General features: G+C 71.7%; 13 protein-coding genes. 7 read left to right on the plus strand and 6 right to left on the minus strand.

Going from position 1 to position 15,404, the window contains the following annotated elements; all coding sequences use genetic code 11:
• Positions 1–69: 69 nt before the first annotated feature.
• Positions 70–879, plus strand: a complete 810-nt coding sequence (locus ABT004_RS02835) for a YhjD/YihY/BrkB family envelope integrity protein (RefSeq protein WP_351331027.1) — start codon at positions 70–72, stop codon at positions 877–879.
• Here ABT004_RS02835 and ABT004_RS02840 read toward each other — a convergent pair.
• On the minus strand, positions 871–2,283 hold the full coding sequence (locus ABT004_RS02840) for a DUF2252 domain-containing protein (protein ID WP_351331028.1): 1,413 nt from the start codon (positions 2,281–2,283) through the stop codon (positions 871–873). The two genes, ABT004_RS02835 and ABT004_RS02840, sit on opposite strands and share 9 nt — an antisense overlap.
• 124 nt (positions 2,284–2,407) lie before the next feature.
• On the opposite strand from ABT004_RS02840, the gene ABT004_RS02845 reads away from it, so the two are divergent.
• Positions 2,408–3,730 (plus strand): diacylglycerol/lipid kinase family protein, encoded by a 1,323-nt coding sequence (locus ABT004_RS02845; protein ID WP_351331029.1) that lies wholly within the window; start codon positions 2,408–2,410, stop codon positions 3,728–3,730.
• Positions 3,731–3,735: 5 nt separating this feature from the next.
• On the opposite strand, the gene ABT004_RS02850 is transcribed toward ABT004_RS02845, so the two are convergent.
• On the minus strand, positions 3,736–4,158 hold the full coding sequence (locus ABT004_RS02850) for a DUF7144 family membrane protein (protein WP_351331030.1): 423 nt from the start codon (positions 4,156–4,158) through the stop codon (positions 3,736–3,738).
• 198 nt (positions 4,159–4,356) lie between these two features.
• On the opposite strand from ABT004_RS02850, the gene ABT004_RS02855 reads away from it, so the two are divergent.
• Positions 4,357–4,629 (plus strand): DUF8691 family protein, encoded by a 273-nt coding sequence (locus ABT004_RS02855; protein ID WP_351331031.1) that lies wholly within the window; start codon positions 4,357–4,359, stop codon positions 4,627–4,629.
• 123 nt (positions 4,630–4,752) lie between these two features.
• Positions 4,753–5,214: a response regulator transcription factor gene (locus tag ABT004_RS02860; RefSeq protein ID WP_351331032.1), complete on the plus strand. Its 462-nt coding sequence runs from the start codon at positions 4,753–4,755 to the stop codon at positions 5,212–5,214.
• Positions 5,215–5,236: 22 nt separating this feature from the next.
• On the opposite strand, the gene ABT004_RS02865 is transcribed toward ABT004_RS02860, so the two are convergent.
• The 3 genes from ABT004_RS02865 to ABT004_RS02875 form a co-directional block, all read right to left on the minus strand.
• On the minus strand, positions 5,237–7,519 hold the full coding sequence (locus ABT004_RS02865; RefSeq protein ID WP_351331033.1) for a winged helix-turn-helix domain-containing protein: 2,283 nt from the start codon (positions 7,517–7,519) through the stop codon (positions 5,237–5,239).
• A gap of 165 nt (positions 7,520–7,684) precedes the next feature.
• Complete coding sequence (locus tag ABT004_RS02870; RefSeq protein WP_351331034.1) at positions 7,685–8,170, minus strand: DUF1269 domain-containing protein; 486 nt, start codon at positions 8,168–8,170, stop codon at positions 7,685–7,687.
• Positions 8,170–8,736, minus strand: coding sequence for a DUF1269 domain-containing protein (locus ABT004_RS02875; RefSeq protein ID WP_351331035.1), 567 nt, complete (start codon positions 8,734–8,736; stop codon positions 8,170–8,172). The genes ABT004_RS02870 and ABT004_RS02875 overlap by 1 nt, the downstream gene beginning before the upstream one ends.
• 155 nt (positions 8,737–8,891) lie before the next feature.
• Here ABT004_RS02875 and ABT004_RS02880 point away from each other — a divergent pair, with 155 nt between their 5' ends.
• The 3 genes from ABT004_RS02880 (at position 8,892) to ABT004_RS02890 (ending at position 14,582) form a co-directional block, all read left to right on the plus strand.
• On the plus strand, positions 8,892–10,355 hold the full coding sequence (locus ABT004_RS02880) for a hypothetical protein (protein WP_351331036.1): 1,464 nt from the start codon (positions 8,892–8,894) through the stop codon (positions 10,353–10,355).
• A 64-nt stretch (positions 10,356–10,419) separates the two neighbouring features.
• A complete protein-coding gene (locus ABT004_RS02885) occupies positions 10,420–13,101 on the plus strand; it encodes an MGH1-like glycoside hydrolase domain-containing protein (RefSeq protein ID WP_351331037.1) in 2,682 nt (893 codons plus the stop codon).
• A gap of 5 nt (positions 13,102–13,106) precedes the next feature.
• Entirely contained in the window at positions 13,107–14,582 is a 1,476-nt protein-coding gene (locus ABT004_RS02890; protein WP_351331038.1) for an alpha-amylase family protein, read from the plus strand.
• Positions 14,583–14,918: 336 nt separating this feature from the next.
• Here ABT004_RS02890 and ABT004_RS02895 read toward each other — a convergent pair whose 3' ends face one another.
• Positions 14,919–15,341, minus strand: a complete 423-nt coding sequence (locus ABT004_RS02895) for a DUF7144 family membrane protein (RefSeq protein ID WP_351331039.1) — start codon at positions 15,339–15,341, stop codon at positions 14,919–14,921.
• Between the last annotated feature and the right edge of the window lie 63 nt (positions 15,342–15,404).

Below are 15,404 nucleotides of genomic sequence, written 5' to 3' on the forward strand. Positions count from 1 at the left end.
TGCGTCCCGGCGCCCGGCCCGACAGTGCCCGGCAGGAGTGCGGGTCCCCCGCCCCGGGAGGGCGTTGTCATGACGATCACGGATGCCGCCCGGCCCCTGGCGGGCCGGATCGTGCAGCAGCTGGTGCACGTCACCATCCTGGACATGGCGACGCGGCTCGCCGCGCAGGCGTTCCTGGCCGCCCTGCCGATGCTCATCGCCCTCGCCTCGTTCTGTCCGCAGGTGGTACGGGATGAACTCCTGCGCTCGCTGCGTACGTTGACCGGGACGTCCGGGGCGGTGGCGCGGCAGGCCGAGGAGGTGACCGGGGGCGGTGATGCCGCGCTGCACAGTTGGGGCGCGGCCGGTGTGCTGGTGGCGCTGCTCTCCGCCACCGCGTTCACCCGGGCCCTGCAACGGCTGTGCGAGCGCGCCTGGGACGTGTCCCACTCCGGGGTCAGGTTGGTGGCGTGGCGGTGGGCGGTGTGGCTGCTCGTGTGGGTGGTGATGCTGATCGTGCAGGGCACGCTGCACCGGGCGTTCGGCGCGGGCGTGCTCCTCGGCTACCCCTTGCAGTTCGCGGCGGCCGCGCTGATGTGGTGGTGGACCCAGCATCTGCTGCTCGCCGGGCGGGTGCCGTGGCTGCCGCTGCTGCCGGGGGCGCTGCTGACCGCGGCGGGAGTCGTCGCGTTCTGTGGGGCGTCGGGGCTGTGGCTGCCGCATGCGCTGCGGATGAGTGTGGAGCGCTACGGGGCTCTCGGTTCGGTGTTCACGGTGCTGTCCTGGCTGATCCTGTTCTTCACCATGGTGGTGTTCGGCGTGGCCGTCGGACGCGTCTTGGCCGAGGAGGAGTTCCTGCGGCGCCGGCTCGGCGGCACGACGGTCACCGGGTCACGCTGACTCCACGGTCACCCTGCCGTCCCGCGCGGCGGCGGCGAGCGCCTTGTGGTCGCGCTCGTTCTGGTCGGCGTAGGCCTCCGCGAAGCGGGCGAGTGCCTGGTCGAAGCGGTCGGAGCGGCCCAGGTAGGCGGCGATGGCGACGCGGTCGCCCGAGCGGGCGTGGGCGCGGGCCAGCGTCGCGCCGCAGGCCCGGCCGAACAGGCCCATGACGCGCGGGGACATCAGATCCGCCTGCGGAATCACCTTCCAGTCCCTCAACTGCCGTACATAGAAGTCACGTTGGCGGCCGTCGAGGCCCTCCACCCGCTCCCAGCCGAGGAACATGTCGCCGGCCGCCTGCATGAGGCGCTGCCCGACGACGACGCGCTCGCCCTGGTTGGCGTGGGCGCCGGGCCCCGCGAACTCCGCGAGCACGGAGGGCCCCGCCTCCTTCGCCTGCAACAGCAGCGGATCGTTGACGTCTCTGCCGTCGCCGCCGAGCAGCAGAACGATCCAGCAGCGGGTGCCCACACTGCCCACGCCGACCACCTTGCGCGCCATGTCGACGACCCGGTACTGGCCGAGCAGCGCCCTGCGTTCGGCGCTGAGTGTGCGCGCGTACCGCTCGATCAGGTCGATCAACTGCGCCTCCAGCTGCTTGCGTTCGACACCGGGCAGCAGTTGGTCGAGCGGAGTGATCAGGGGCGGGTCGGCCGCGATGCGCGGTTCGCCTTCGACGACGTGGGCGAGCTTCTCCAGGGCCTGGAGGTGGTCACGGCCGCGGGCCTTTCCCAGGGCGTGCGACATGCGCCGCCGGGTGCGGCCGTCCAGCTTCCCGGACACGGCGGCGTACAGCTCCTCCGCTTCGATCCGCGAGTACCACACGTCGAGCGTGCGCATCCCGGCGAACCGCTCCATCGACTGCCGGTACGAGGCGGCCGTGGCCCGCACCGCGCGCTCGCGCTCCGGACGGCCGAAGCCGTTGCCGCGGCCCGCGATGACGAGGCTGGCGGCGAGCCGCTTGACGTCCCACTCCCACGGCCCGCGCAGCGTCTCGTCGAAGTCGTTGATGTCGAACATCAGGCGCCGCTCCGGGGAGGCGAGCAGCCGGAAGTTCAACAGGTGGGCGTCGCCGCAGAGTTGGGCCCGCAGGCCGGTGACGGGTGTGTGCGCCAGATCGGACGCCATGATCGCGGCGGCGCCCCGGAAGAAGCGGAACGGCGACTCCAGCATGCGGCCGTAGCGGATCGGTACGAGCTCCGGCAGCCTGGCCGCCGACTGCTTCTCCAGGATGTCGACGGGGTCGGGGCGGTCGGCGGCGGGGGCGTAGTCGGCGTGCCCGGAGCGCGGGGCGCGGGACCTCGCGGACCTGCCCGTGCTCACCCGTTCGCGCGCGCTGCGGCGACGGCTCGTCATCTCGGTCATGGCGGGCTCCTTCCTGGCTGTGCACACCGTGCGCCGGGCCGGGCGCCGCGACGTCACCCCGCCGGTGTGAGGTCGCCTCCCGGGGGTGAGTCCGCGCGGGCCTCCCGGTCGCAGACTGCCGGTCATGGAACCGACGACACAGGTACAGGGACCGGGGCAACGATGGCTGGCGCGTGGGTCGCTGGCCGCCGCGGCGGGCGCCGTGCTGGTCCTGGCCGCCTTCGCGGGGTTGCGGACCTTCGCGCTGCTCGGCGCGGGGATCCTGGGGACGGCGGTCACGGCCGCCGCCGTGTGGTGGGTGCTCAGCAGGCGGGGGCCCGCGCGGTATCTGGCGTTGCTTCTGGCCGTCGCGGCGCCGGTCTGGGTGCTCGTCGCGTACGCCCGCGCGCACCTGGTGTGGGTGGTGCTGGTGTCGGGCGGGCTCTGGCTGCTCGCCGCGGGTGCGGGGCGGGCGGCGCTGGGGCCGCGCTCGACCCCGGCCCCGGCGCCCGAGGAGACGGCAGCGCCCGCGTTCCACCGGCCGGTGCTGATCATGAACCCGCGCTCGGGCGGCGGCAAGGTCGACCGTTTCGACCTGCGCGCGAAGGCCGAGCAACTGGGCGCGGACGTCGTGCTGTTGGAGGGGCCCGAGACGATCGACGTGGCGGCGCTTGCCCGGGAGCGCGCCGCCGCCGGGGCGGATCTGCTCGGCGTCGCGGGCGGCGACGGCACACAGGCGCTCGTCGCGGACGTGGCCGCCGAACTCGGCCTGCCGTTCCTGGTGATCCCCGCGGGGACCCGCAACCACTTCGCCCTCGACCTGGGCCTGGACCGCGAGGACCCGTCGAAGGCGCTGGACGCGCTGGCCGACGGCGTGCAGCTGCGGGTCGACCTCGGCCGGGCGGGCGGCCACCCGTTCGTCAACAACGTCTCGTTCGGGGCGTACGCCGAGGTGGTGCAGAGCCCGGCCTACCGCGACGACAAGACCCGTACCACCCTCGATCTGCTGCCAGACCTACTGACCCGGCACAAGGGCGCGGAGCTCACCGCGCGGGTCGGCGAGCACGAAGTCGCGGAGCCACAGGCCCTGTTGGTGAGCAACAACCCCTATGGCGCCCATGACATCGCGGGCCTCGGCCGGCGCACCCGGCTCGACGGCGGGATCCTCGGCTGCGTCGCCGTGCGGGTCACGAGCGCCGCCCAGGCCGCCGGGCTGCTGCGCGGCAGCCGGTCCACCGGTGTGACGACACGGACCGCCGACTCGGTGGTCGTCGACGCCGACCAGGACTCGATCCCCGTCGGCCTCGACGGCGAGGCGGTGCGGATGGACGTCCCCGTACGCATCGACGTGCGCCCCGGCGCGCTGCGGGTGATCGTGCCGAGGCAGCGCCCGGGAACGTACCGCGAACGCCCGCCGCTGGACTGGCGCGGCATCACGGGCCTGGCCCTGACGGTACGGCGCCCGTGAGGGGTTCAGAGCGGCGCCCCGTAGACCTTGTGCGCCTCGCGGTGTCCGTACATGGCGAGGGACCAGATCACGAGGATGTCGAGGGCGATGAGGATCGCCGACCAGACGGGCTGGTACGGGGTGAAGAAGAAGTTCTCCAGCGCGCTCATCGCCGCGATGGTCATGACGACGATCCGCGCCCAGGTTCGGCCGCTGAAGAGGCTGACCGCCGCGGCGAAGACGATGACCCCGGTGATCATCTGCACCCAGCCGCGCGCGTTGACGTCAAAGTCGTACGCGTAGTCGTTCTGCGCCTGGGTGAAGTTGTCGTTGAGCACCGCGGCGAGGCCGGCGATGGCGTGAAAGGCGCCGATGATGCCCATCACGAACGCGGCGAAGACGACTCCGCCGACGGCGGCCGGACGGACACGGGGCTCTGGCTCGGCCATGTCGCAACCCTCCTCGATCTCGGTGGATCAGGACCCGATGGAACCGGAGCATGCGGCCCGCGCCACCAAAAACGGTTCACCCGCAGCGGATGAGCCTCGCCCCCACGCGCGGCTGTCACCCGTGCGAGGTGATGCCCCCGGCGGTGCGGTCGCCGGGAGAATGGCGTGCGGGACGACGCTCGCACGGGAGGTGGCGTCATGGGCGGTTCACACACGGGTCCGGGCCGCGAGCCGGCCGGAACGCCCTCCGGTGGCGGCGACTTCGAGATCCGTGTCAGGGGCAGGCTCGGCGAGGCCTTCCGGTCGGCGTTCGACGAGCTGACGGTCGTGCTGCGCCCCGCCGAAACGGTGCTGGTCGGCGCGGGGCTCGACCAGGCCGCCCTGTACGGGATCCTCGACCGCATCCAGGGCCTCGGCCTCGAACTTCTCGAGGTCCGCCGCCTCCCCGGGCCGCGCGAGGCACGCGGATAGCAGCCGGTCGGCCCCGGTAACGATTCGGACCTCCTCGAGAACGGCGCGTAAGCCCCCTTTCGCCGCGTGCCCGCGCACCGCACCGTGGTGGGGTGATGCCCTCCACATGGGGAGGTGAGGGGCATGCCCACAGCACAGTGCCCGCGCACGGTCGACGATCCGGGGAACACGGGGCGCGTCATGGCGCTCCGCCTCCAGCTGTGCCCGCTCCACGAGGAGAGCGCGGCGGCCGACGCCGCCCTGACGACCTGTCTGATGTGGGTGGCCGGTGTTCTCGTGGAGATCGCGGGGGACGTGGCGGATCCGCGGACCGCCGGTGCGCTCGTGCATCGGGCGTCGGCCGCGCTCGCCGCGGTGCCCGTCCCGCGGCAGAACGGCGCGCACCCGTCGCCGCAGCGGTTGACCGGCCGCCAGCTCGCCGTGCTCCGACAGTTGCAGGAGGAGGTTCCGCTGCGGCAGATCGCCGACGATCTCTACGTCTCGTACAACACGGTCAAGAGCCACACGCGCGCCGTGTACCGGAAGCTGGGCGCCCGCTCGCGCGCCGAAGCGCTCGTCAGGGCAAGGGAGTTGGGACTCGTCTGAGTCGCGGCCGGGGCCGGGGCGCTCACAGGATCTGGAGCTCCCGGGCCCTGCGGACCGCGGCCGAGCGGCGGGACACGGCCAGTTTGCGGTAGACGCTCTTGAGGTGTGTCTTCACCGTGTTGATCGACAGGTAGAGCTCATCGGCGATCTCCTCGGTGGTCATCATCTGCGCGAGCCGGTCGAGGACATCGCGTTCGCGTGCGCTGAGCCGCTCGGCGGGGACCTCCGCGAGCGGGTCCCGCTCGGGCGGCCCGGCGGCGTGGGTGCGGTGCGGCTGCGCCGGGCTCAGCAGCCGGGCGCAGGTGGGCGCGAGCGTCCGCTGCACCGTCTGCGGCAGCCGGGACACGGTCACCGCGTTCGCGACGGCCTCGGCGCCCCGGATCCCGCGCTCCATCGTGGCCGCGATCCGGGCGACGACGCCGCCGAGCTCGGCGAGGAACGGGTCGGAGACCTTCCCCAACACGCCGTCGCTATGGGCGAGTTCGTGCCGGGCCCGGCACGGCTCGCCGCGCGCCAGGGCGCCCCAGGCCCGTACGAGGTGCAGGGTGGCGCGCGAGGGCTCGCCCGCGGTCCACGGCGGCATCGGCGCCCTGACGGCCTGGGCGGTGAGCTCGTCCGCGGCCCGGAAGCGGCCGCGCAGCGCCTCCAGGAGCGCGAGTTCGACGAGGCAGTCCCGGCGCAGCGCGCCGTTCCCAGCGGCGCCCGCCGCCTTGAGTCCCCGGGTGAGGGACGCCTGCGCGGCCTTCAGGGCGCCGGCCCGCAGCTCTCCGCTGCCCCGTACGGTCAGGATGAGGGCCCCGATCTCGGGGCGCTCGGCCAGCAGGGTGTGAGGGACGTGCGGCGCCGCCGCCTCCGCGTCGGCCGCGGCGGTCCCGGCGCGCCGCGGATCGCGGCATCGCAGCCGTTCCATCCGGATCACGGCGTGGGCGAGCCGGCACCTCGCGAGTCGGTCGTCCTCCCCCGGCGGTATCCCGTCGAGGAGTTCGGTGGCCCGCTCCAGGTGCCTGGAGCACGCCTGGTCGTCGCGGCGGGTCCTGGCGACGGCCGCCGCGAGCAGCACGGACTCCGGTTCGTCGGCGGACGGTTCCCCGGCCGGCTGCCGTCCCGCGTCGACAGGCAGCCGGGTCCTGGCGAGGCCGAGCACCTGCCCGATCGCGAGGCGGCGCACGATGAGGCGGGCCGCCTCGTCCCAGTCGCCCGCGGCGAACAGGTGCCGCACGGCGTCGGCGAGCAGACCGTGCTCGGCGAGCCACGCGGCGGCGGTGCGGTGCAGTGGCGCCACGAGCCCGGGTGTCTCGTGCCGCAGGCAGGTCCGCAGCACGTCGGCGAACATCTGGTGGCAGCGGTACCAGCCCTGTCCCAGGGGCCGGAGGAAGGAGTTCTCCCGGACGAGTCCCGCGAACAGGGCGCCGTCGGTGTCGCCCGCGAGTTCGGCGGCCAGCTCGGCGTTCGCCCGGTCGAGGACGCTCGTCGTCAGGAGCAGTCGGCGCATGCCGGGCGACTGCTGGTCGAGCACCTCCTCGACCAGATAGCTGGAGATCGCCTCGTCGTCGCCCGCAAGCTCCGCGACGAACCGCTCGGGATCGCCGCACCGCTCCATGGACATCGCGGCGAGCCGCAGCCCCGCGGCCCAGCCGTCCGCGCGCCGCCGCAGCGTGCTCACCGTCTGCTTGGCCACGTCGATGCCGTGCTGGGCCAGGAGGGCCGCCGCCTCCCGGTCGTCGAAGGCGAGGTCCGCGGTGCGTAATTCGGCGACCTCGCTGGTGAGCCGCCCGCGGTGCAGGTGCAGGGGCGGGTCGCGGCGGGCGAGCACCACGAGCCGCAGCGCGTCGGGGGCGTGCCGGAGCAGGTGCGTGACGCCGCGGGCGATCGGTGAGTCGAGGGCGGGCTGGAAGTCGTCGAGGACGAGGACCGACGGCTCGCCGTGCCCGTTGAGACAGTCGGCGAGGGTCGCGACGAGCAGCGGACCGTCCTCGCTCGCGGCGGGCTCGGGCACCTCGACGCCCGCGGCCCGCAGCGCGCCGAACACCCGCTGCCAGAACACTCCGGGGTGCTCGGCGGGCCCGTCGCAGGTGACCCAGGCGAGCGGCCACGGCGGGCGCCGGGTGTGCGCCCATTCCAGGGCGAGGGCCGTCTTGCCCGCGCCCACGGGGCCGACGACCACGGTGAGGGGGCCGCGCACGCCCCTGGCCAGTTGGTCGGTCAGCCGGGGGCGCGGCACGATCCAGTCGGGCAGCGCGGGCACGGAGTCGGCCTGTTCCGCGCCGTGCTCGCGGTCCGGTGTGCGGTGTGACCACTCGGCCATGGTGACCCTCGCTCTCGCAGCGCCATGGACCCACACCCCCGTATGGGAGGCCAGTGTGGGGCCGGGGTCACCGCGTCCGGCACATGCCAGACGCCATCTCACCCGGGTGAAGTTCCCGGGTGGGACGGCGCGTTGGCATGGTGGGGCCCGTGGGCCGACCGGCGGTTACTTGGACTGGAGGGCCTCGACCAGTTCCTCCTCGCGGTCCTTGGTGAGAGAGGTGTGGATCACGGTGGGGCCGAAGGGGCGGAGCGCTTCCTGTACCCGGTCCGGTGTGGTGCGCCGGACGAGCGCGAAGACGGCGGCGCGGCCGGGTTCGAGGGCGTGGGCGGTCTCCTTGACGAAGGCGTCGTTGATGCCGATGTCGGTGAGCTTGCCTGCGGCGGCTCCGGTGGCCGCGCCCACGGCGGCGCCGAACACGGGCATCAGGAAGAGCATGCCGAACAGCGCGCCCCACAGGGCGCCGCCTGCCGCGCCCGCCCCAGTCGTGCTGTGCGTCTGGTGGACGTGCATCTTTCCGTCCATGGTGCGCCAGGCCACCACGGCGTCCTCGAGCTCCAGCAGTTCCTTCCGGGACAGCTCGCCGGCCAGGCGCAGCACCGATTCGGCCTTTTCCTTGTCCGAGAATCCGAGTACGACGAGTTCGGCCATCAGGTCCTCCTGGGACGGTTGCCGGGTTTGGGTACGGCAGTGGGTACGGGAGTGGGTTTGGGTACGACCGGGTCGCCCAACCGCTCGGTGGCAGCGGCGAGTTCGACGACCACGGGCTCCAGGGCCTCCTCGGTGAGGAACCCCTCGGCGACGGGCACCCCGCCGGCGTCCCTGACCGCCTTGCGCAGATGCTTCGCCCAGACGTGTTCGAGCAGGATGTACGCCGCCGATGTGCCCGGGTCCTGGGATTCGGCCATCTCCCTGATGTCGCCGGAGCTCAGCCCGAACGCGTTGCCCTCGGCCAGGCTTGGATACGTCTCCCGTACCGCACGCATCCGCTCCCGGGAGATTCCGAGCAGGGCGGCGACGGTCTCGCCCATCCCCTCCTGCTGGAAGTCGAGGGCGAACAGGCCGCCGGCGGGCTCCTTGCTGACGAAGAGCATGTCGAGGACGCGGATCTGTTCGTTCGCCTCAAGGATCGCCAGTTCCTCGACGATCCGCCCCTCGAACTTGGCGTCGGGCCCGAACTCGATGGTGAGCAGCTGCACCGGTCCGATGACCGCCATGGCGTCTCCCTCTGACTGTCTACCTGACTGTCTTTGGCTCGCTACGTGAAGCTCCACCGGCATCACAGCGGTGCCGCCCGCTCCGCGCGTCACCCGCCATAGGTGAGCAACGCGGCCCGGACCGCGGCGACGCTGACCGCGGGAGGTGCCACGCCATGAGCGATGAACAGCCCCCCGGCTCCGCCGAAGCCGCGCCCCGCCCTCCGTCCGCCACCGACGCGGAACTGGCACGGCTGCGCGCCGAGGTCGAGCTGCTGCGCGACCGCGCGGGCACCGAACGCCGCCGCCGGGCACGGACGTTCGTGGTGCGGCGCACGATCGCCGCGATCCTCGTCGCACTGGTCGCGGTGCTCGCGGTCACCTCCGTGGTCGGGGTGTGGGGTTCGCGGACGACTCTCAACACGGACCGCTGGATCTCCACGGTGGGCACGCTCCCCGAGGACCCGAAGGTGAACGCCGCGGTCTCGAAGTACCTCGCCAACGAGATCTTCGACCAACTCGACGTGGAACAGCGGCTGTCCGACGCGCTGCCGCCACGCGCCTCGTTCCTGGCGGGCCCGGTGACGGGGGCCGTGCACGACTTCATGCGCGAGAAGATCTCGCAACTGATCGCGGACGAGCGGTTCCAGGAGCTGTGGCGCACCACGAACCGGTTCGCGCACGAACGCATCGTCGCCCTGCTGGAGAAGCGCAACGAGAACGTCCAGGTGAAGGGCGACACGGTCACCCTCAACCTGCTCCCGGTGGTCAACAACCTGCTGGGCTCCCTGGAGACCGAACTCCCGTCCGTCTTCGGCAAGAAGATCGACCTGCCGACGCTGTCCTCCGGGGAGCTGCCGCCCGGCCTGCACCAGCGGATCGAGAAGGCGATCGGCAAGGACCTGCCCGAGAACTTCGCGCAGATCCGCCTCTACAACCGGAACACGCTCAGCCAACTCCAGGACGCGGTCGTGCTCTTCAAGCACGCGCTGGTGGGCCTGCTGATCGCCGTCCCGGTCCTGCTCGCCCTCTCCCTGTGGGTGTCGCCGAACCGGCGGCGCACCCTGCTCCAGCTCGGCCTGTGGCTGGTGGTGACGGTCACGATCCTGACGGCCGTCCTGCGCGGCGTGCGCGACCAGTTGCTCGGCCAACTCCCGGAGGGCGTCTACCGCGAAGGGGCGCGCTCGGCCCTGTGGACCATCTTCACGACGCTCCGCGAACGGGGCGACCAACTCCTGTGGCTCGGCGTCGCCGTCGCCGCCCTCTGCTACCTCGTCGGCCCTGGCCGCCTGCCGTCCGCCCTGCGCGGCTGGACCGCCCAGGGCGCCCGCGCCACCGGCCACGGCATCACGAAACTGGGCCAACACCTGGGCACGAACGGCCAGTTGCGCCCCTGGCTCACCCACCACGCGGACGTACTCCGCGTCGGCGGCGCGGCCGTCGCGGCCCTGATCTCCATCCTCCTGTCCTCGTGGACCGCCCTCCTCGTGATCGCGGTACTCCTCACCGCGTACGAGATCACAGTCACTTTCGCGGCCCGCGGGAACGGCTCACCCCCGGAAGGTGAGGCACCCCCGCGCCCCCCTGCCGAGACTGACGCACCTGGCCGAGCACCACTATCAAGCCCCGCCGGCGATTGAGGCGCGGGGTCCGGGGCAGAGCCCCGCGACCGCAACACCGGTGAACCGCAACATGGGAGGCCACATGAAGTCGCAGCCACGCATCGGCCCCACCACCGCCGGAGGCCCCCGGGCACGCCTCTGGGGCCCCTACCTCAGCGAACGTCAATGGGGCACCGTCCGCGAGGACTACAGCCCCGGCGGCGACGCCTGGTCGTACTTCCCCCACGACCACTCCCGCTCCCGCGCTTACCGCTGGGGCGAAGACGGCCTCGGCGGCATCTGCGACGAGAAGCAACGCCTCTGCCTCGCAGTCACGTTGTGGAACGGCCGCGACCCCATCCTCAAGGAACGCGCCTTCGGCCTGACCAACGCCGAGGGCAACCACGGCGAGGACGTCAAGGAGTACTACTTCTACCTCGACGCCACGCCCAGCCACTCCTACCTCAAGTACCTGTACAAGTACCCGCAGACCCCGTACCCGTACAACGACCTCGTCGCGGTCAACGGCTCACGTTCCCGCCAGGAGTTCGAGTACGAGCTCCTCGACACCGGCGCCTTCGCCGAGAACCGGTACTTCGACGTGACGGTGGAGTACGCCAAGGCGGATCACGACGACATCCTGATGCGGATCACCGTCGACAACCGGGGCCCGGACGAGTCGACACTGCACGTGCTGCCCACGCTGTGGTTCCGCAACACCTGGTCGTGGGGCGAGCACGCCGCCGCGACAGCCAAACCCGTACTGCGGGCGGCCGAGAGCCCCCGCTCCACCGGCACGATCCGCGCCGACCACCCGGAGCTCGGCAGCTACGACCTGCGCTGCTCCGCCTCGGCCGAGCTGCTGTTCACGGAGAACGAGACCGACAAGGCCCGCCTGTTCGGCACGGCGAGCGACGCCCCGTACGTCAAGGACGGCATCGGCCGCCACGTCGTCGAGGGCGAGCCGGACACCGTCAACCCGGCCCACGAGGGCACCAAGGCCGCCGCCCACCACACACTCACCGTGCCCGCCGGCGGGTCCGAGACGTTGCGGCTGCGACTCGGACCCGCCGGTGCCCAGCTCACCCTGGCCCGCGCCTTCGACTCGGTGTTCCGCGACCGGATCGCCGAAGCGGACGCGTTCTACCGGGAGTTGACGCCGAAGGGCGTGAGCGAGGACGAGGCGCGGGTGATGCGCCAGGCGCTCGCCGGAATGCTGTGGTCCAAGCAGTACTACGCGTTCGACCTGGAGACGTGGCTCGCCGAGCACGATGTGACGCCGTGGAGCGTGTCGCGGGACGGCGTGCGCAACCGCGAGTGGTTCCACATGGTCAGCGACGACATCGTGTCCATGCCGGACAAGTGGGAGTACCCGTGGTTCGCGGCCTGGGACCTCGCCTTCCACGCGGTGGCCCTGTCCGTCGTCGACACCGACTTCGCCAAGCAGCAGCTCGAACTCCTGCTGCGGGACTCCTTCCTGCACCCCAACGGGCAGATCCCGGCCTACGAGTGGAGCTTCGGCGACGTCAATCCGCCGGTGCACGCCTGGGCCGCGTACTTCGTCTACATGGTGGAGAAGGAGACGACCGGCCGCGCCGATCACGCGTTCCTGGAGCGCACCTTCCAAAAGCTCCTGACGAACTTCACATGGTGGGTCAACCGCAAGGACCCCAGCGGCCGCAACGTCTTCCAGGGCGGCTTCCTCGGCCTCGACAACATCGGCGTCTTCGACCGCAGCGCCCCACTGCCGACAGGGGGCTCCCTCGAACAGGCCGACGGCACGGCCTGGATGGCCCTGTACTGCCAGTCGATGCTGCAGATCGCGCTCGAACTCGTCGAGCGGAACGAGGCGTACGAGGATCTCGTCCTGAAGTTCGTCGAGCACTATCTGTGGATCTCCGCGTCCATGGACCGGCTCGGTGACCTCGGCGACGAACTCTGGGACGAGGAGGACGGGTTCTTCTACGACGTGCTGCGCCTTCCCGACGGGCAGGCGCAGCGCCTGAAGGTCCGCTCGATGGTCGGACTGCTCCCGCTGTGCGCGTCCACCGTCTTCCAGCCGCAGCAGTTGGAGCGCCTGTCCGGCCTCGGCGAGCGACTGCAACGCTTCGCCGCACGCCACCCCTCCCTTTCGGTGACGCTGGCGCAAGCCCAGGCGGGAAAGGCGGGCGGCCCGCGTCTGCTCTCCGTAGTCGACGAGAAGAAGCTGGTGCGCGTACTGTCCCGGCTGCTGTCGGAGGACGAGTTCCTCAGCCCGTACGGGATCAGGGCGCTGTCCCGGCAGCACGCGGAGCACCCGTACACGTTCTGGGTGCACGGCCAGGAGTACAAGGTCGGCTACCTGCCCGCCGAGTCCGACACCGGGATGTTCGGCGGCAACTCCAACTGGCGCGGCCCGGTGTGGCTGCCGATGAACGTCCTCGTCATCCGGGGCCTCATCAACCTGTACGGCTTCTACGGCGACGAGCTCACCGTGGAGTGCCCGACGGGGTCCGGGGTGCGCAAGAACCTGTTCGAGGTCGCCGAGGAGATCTCGACCCGACTCACCCGCATCTTCCTGCGCGACGAGGACGGACACCGCCCGGTCTACGGCGGCCAGCCGCTCTTCCGCGACGACCCGCACTGGCGGGACCTCGTCTCCTTCTACGAGTACTTCCACGGTGACAACGGCGCCGGCATCGGCGCCTCGCACCAGACGGGGTGGACGGGGCTCGTCGCCGCCCTGATGAAGATCTTCGGCACGCTCGGCCCCGACGCCTTCCGGCCGCGGACCACGAGGAGGTAACAGCGATGGCCGCTTTACCGGCACAGCCCGTGATCCACGAGGTCAACACCCGTGTGTGGCTGCGGGAGACGGGCCGCAGGCTCGGCCGCGAGGTCGGACTCGCGGACGTACCCAAGGACATCTGGGACGAGATCACGCCGTCCGGGGTCGATGTGGTCTGGCTGATGGGGGTGTGGGAGCGCAGCCCGCAGGGCCGCGCCATCGCCCTCCAGAACCCCGCCCTGCGGGCCGCGTTCGAGGCGGCCGTCCCCGGCATCGGCGAGCAGGACATCGCGGGATCCCCGTACTGCATCCGCCGCTACGAGGTGGACGGAACGCTGGGCGGGGCCGTCGGCCTCACCGCGGCGCGCACCGAACTCAACCGCAGGGGCGTCGGGTTGCTCCTCGACTACGTGCCGAACCATGTGGCCCCCGACAATCCGTGGGTGGGCGAGTACCCGCAGCTGTTCGTGCGCGGCGACGCCGAGGACCTGCGGCGGGACCCGGACGGCTTCCTCGACACGGGGCGCGCGGTGCTCGCGCGGGGGCGGGACCCGTACTTCCCGCCGTGGCCCGACGTCGTCCAACTCAACGCGTTCGCACCGGAGTTGCGACATGCGACCGTCGGGATCCTCGACCACATCGGGCGGTTCTGCGACGGGGTGCGCTGCGACATGGCGATGCTGATGACGAACGACGTCTTCGAGCGGACGTGGGGCGAGCGGGCCGGGAAGCGTCCCACGGAGGAGTTCTGGGTGGAGGTGATCGACGCGGTGCACCGCGAGCGCCCGGACATGCTGTTCGCGGCGGAGGCGTACTGGGACCTCGAATGGACGCTTCAGCAGCAGGGCTTCGACTTCTGCTACGACAAGCGCCTCTACGACCGGATCCTCGCGCACGACGCGGCGTCGGTCCGCGCCCACCTGCACGCGGACGAGACGTACCAGCGCCGACTCGTCCGCTTCCTGGAGAACCACGACGAGCCACGGGCCGCGCACACGCTGCCTCCGGCGAAGGAGCGAGCGGCAGCCACCCTCATCGCCACGCTGCCGGGCGCGACGCTGTGGCACGAGGGCGAGTTCACCGGCCGCCGCGTACACCTGCCGGTGTTCCTCGACCGTCGCCCCGACGAGCCGGCCGACGACGAGCTGCGCTCGTTCCACGAACTGCTGCTGTCGGCCGTACACAACAGCGGTATGCGCACGGGTAGTTGGCGCCTGCTGGACTGCGCAGGCTGGCCCGACAACGACTCGGCAGCGGCCCTCATCGCATCATGCTGGACGGGCCCGGCGGGCCACTTCCTCACGGTGATCAACCTCTCCGACCACCCGGCCCAGGGTCGAATCCACCTCCCCTGGCCCGACCTGGGCGCAGGCCCCTGGCAGTTGACGAGCCTCCTCGACACGACCCACTTCACCCGCTCCGGCGCGGAACTCCTGGACACGGGTCTGTACGTGGACCTCCCGGCCTGGGGAGTGCATCTGCTGGCCGTGGAGACGTGACGCGGCACGGCCGTCACGGCCTCGGGGCTCTGCCCCGGCCCCGCGCCTCAAGCGCCGGCGGGGCTCAATATGCCCACCCGCCAGAGCGGCCTGACGGGCCCACCCACCAGAACGGCTTGAAGTGCCCACCCGCCGGCGGAGCCCGATGTACCCACCCGTCAGCGAGACTTGAGCTGCCGATCGCCAGCGGACTTGAGCTACCAGTCGCCGGCGGGGCTTGAGTGTCAAGCCCCGCCGGTGATTGCATTTATAGCCCCTGCGGCGATTGAGCAGCGGGGTCCGGGGCAGAGCCCCGATCTTTTCAGCCCCGCCGGCGTCCGCCGCGGGTCCCGCCGGTCAGTACAGCGTGTCCCGCTTCACCGCGCACAGGCCCCAGATGACGAGCGCGTTGACCGCGATCAGCGTCAGGGACCAGAACGGGTAGTAGGGGATGGAGAGGAAGTTCCCGATCATGATCAGGGCGGCGAGGAGCACACCGAGCACCCTCGCCCACTTCACCGCGACGAACAGGCCGAAGCTGACGGCCACGGCGACCACGCCGAGGATCATGTGGATCCAGCCCCAGGCCGTGAGGTCGAACTCGAAGGTGTAGTCGGGCGTCCTGAGGAACACGTTGTCCTTCAGAACCGCCATCAGCCCGCGGCAGAAGCCCATGGTCCCCGCGATGAAGAGCATCACCGCCGCGAAGACGGTCAGTCCCCCGGCGGCCGCTTCCTTCGCGCTGCCCATGCCGTGCCGAGACGTGGTCGAGGTGGCCATCACAGACCCCCAAAGGTCGAGGCGGGTGCCCAGTGCCCCGCTGTGCCGCCGAGTGTCATGGCC

Origin of the sequence: Streptomyces sp. NPDC002790 (assembly GCF_040295505.1) — a bacterium.
In the GTDB taxonomy this organism is placed as follows: Bacteria; Actinomycetota; Actinomycetes; order Streptomycetales; family Streptomycetaceae; genus Streptomyces.

What these genes read in the sequence shown, in the direction of transcription:
- ABT004_RS02835 (WP_351331027.1), top strand. Translation starts at nt 70, where the DNA reads ATGACGATCACGGATGCCGCCCGGCCCCTGGCGGGCCGGATCGTGCAG.
- ABT004_RS02840 (WP_351331028.1), bottom strand. Translation starts at nt 2,283, where the DNA reads ATGACCGAGATGACGAGCCGTCGCCGCAGCGCGCGCGAACGGGTGAGC.
- ABT004_RS02845 (WP_351331029.1), top strand. Translation starts at nt 2,408, where the DNA reads ATGGAACCGACGACACAGGTACAGGGACCGGGGCAACGATGGCTGGCG.
- ABT004_RS02850 (WP_351331030.1), bottom strand. Translation starts at nt 4,158, where the DNA reads ATGGCCGAGCCAGAGCCCCGTGTCCGTCCGGCCGCCGTCGGCGGAGTC.
- ABT004_RS02855 (WP_351331031.1), top strand. Translation starts at nt 4,357, where the DNA reads ATGGGCGGTTCACACACGGGTCCGGGCCGCGAGCCGGCCGGAACGCCC.
- ABT004_RS02860 (WP_351331032.1), top strand. Translation starts at nt 4,753, where the DNA reads ATGCCCACAGCACAGTGCCCGCGCACGGTCGACGATCCGGGGAACACG.
- ABT004_RS02865 (WP_351331033.1), bottom strand. Translation starts at nt 7,519, where the DNA reads ATGGCCGAGTGGTCACACCGCACACCGGACCGCGAGCACGGCGCGGAA.
- ABT004_RS02870 (WP_351331034.1), bottom strand. Translation starts at nt 8,170, where the DNA reads ATGGCCGAACTCGTCGTACTCGGATTCTCGGACAAGGAAAAGGCCGAA.
- ABT004_RS02875 (WP_351331035.1), bottom strand. Translation starts at nt 8,736, where the DNA reads ATGGCGGTCATCGGACCGGTGCAGCTGCTCACCATCGAGTTCGGGCCC.
- ABT004_RS02880 (WP_351331036.1), top strand. Translation starts at nt 8,892, where the DNA reads ATGAGCGATGAACAGCCCCCCGGCTCCGCCGAAGCCGCGCCCCGCCCT.
- ABT004_RS02885 (WP_351331037.1), top strand. Translation starts at nt 10,420, where the DNA reads ATGAAGTCGCAGCCACGCATCGGCCCCACCACCGCCGGAGGCCCCCGG.
- ABT004_RS02890 (WP_351331038.1), top strand. Translation starts at nt 13,107, where the DNA reads ATGGCCGCTTTACCGGCACAGCCCGTGATCCACGAGGTCAACACCCGT.
- ABT004_RS02895 (WP_351331039.1), bottom strand. Translation starts at nt 15,341, where the DNA reads ATGGCCACCTCGACCACGTCTCGGCACGGCATGGGCAGCGCGAAGGAA.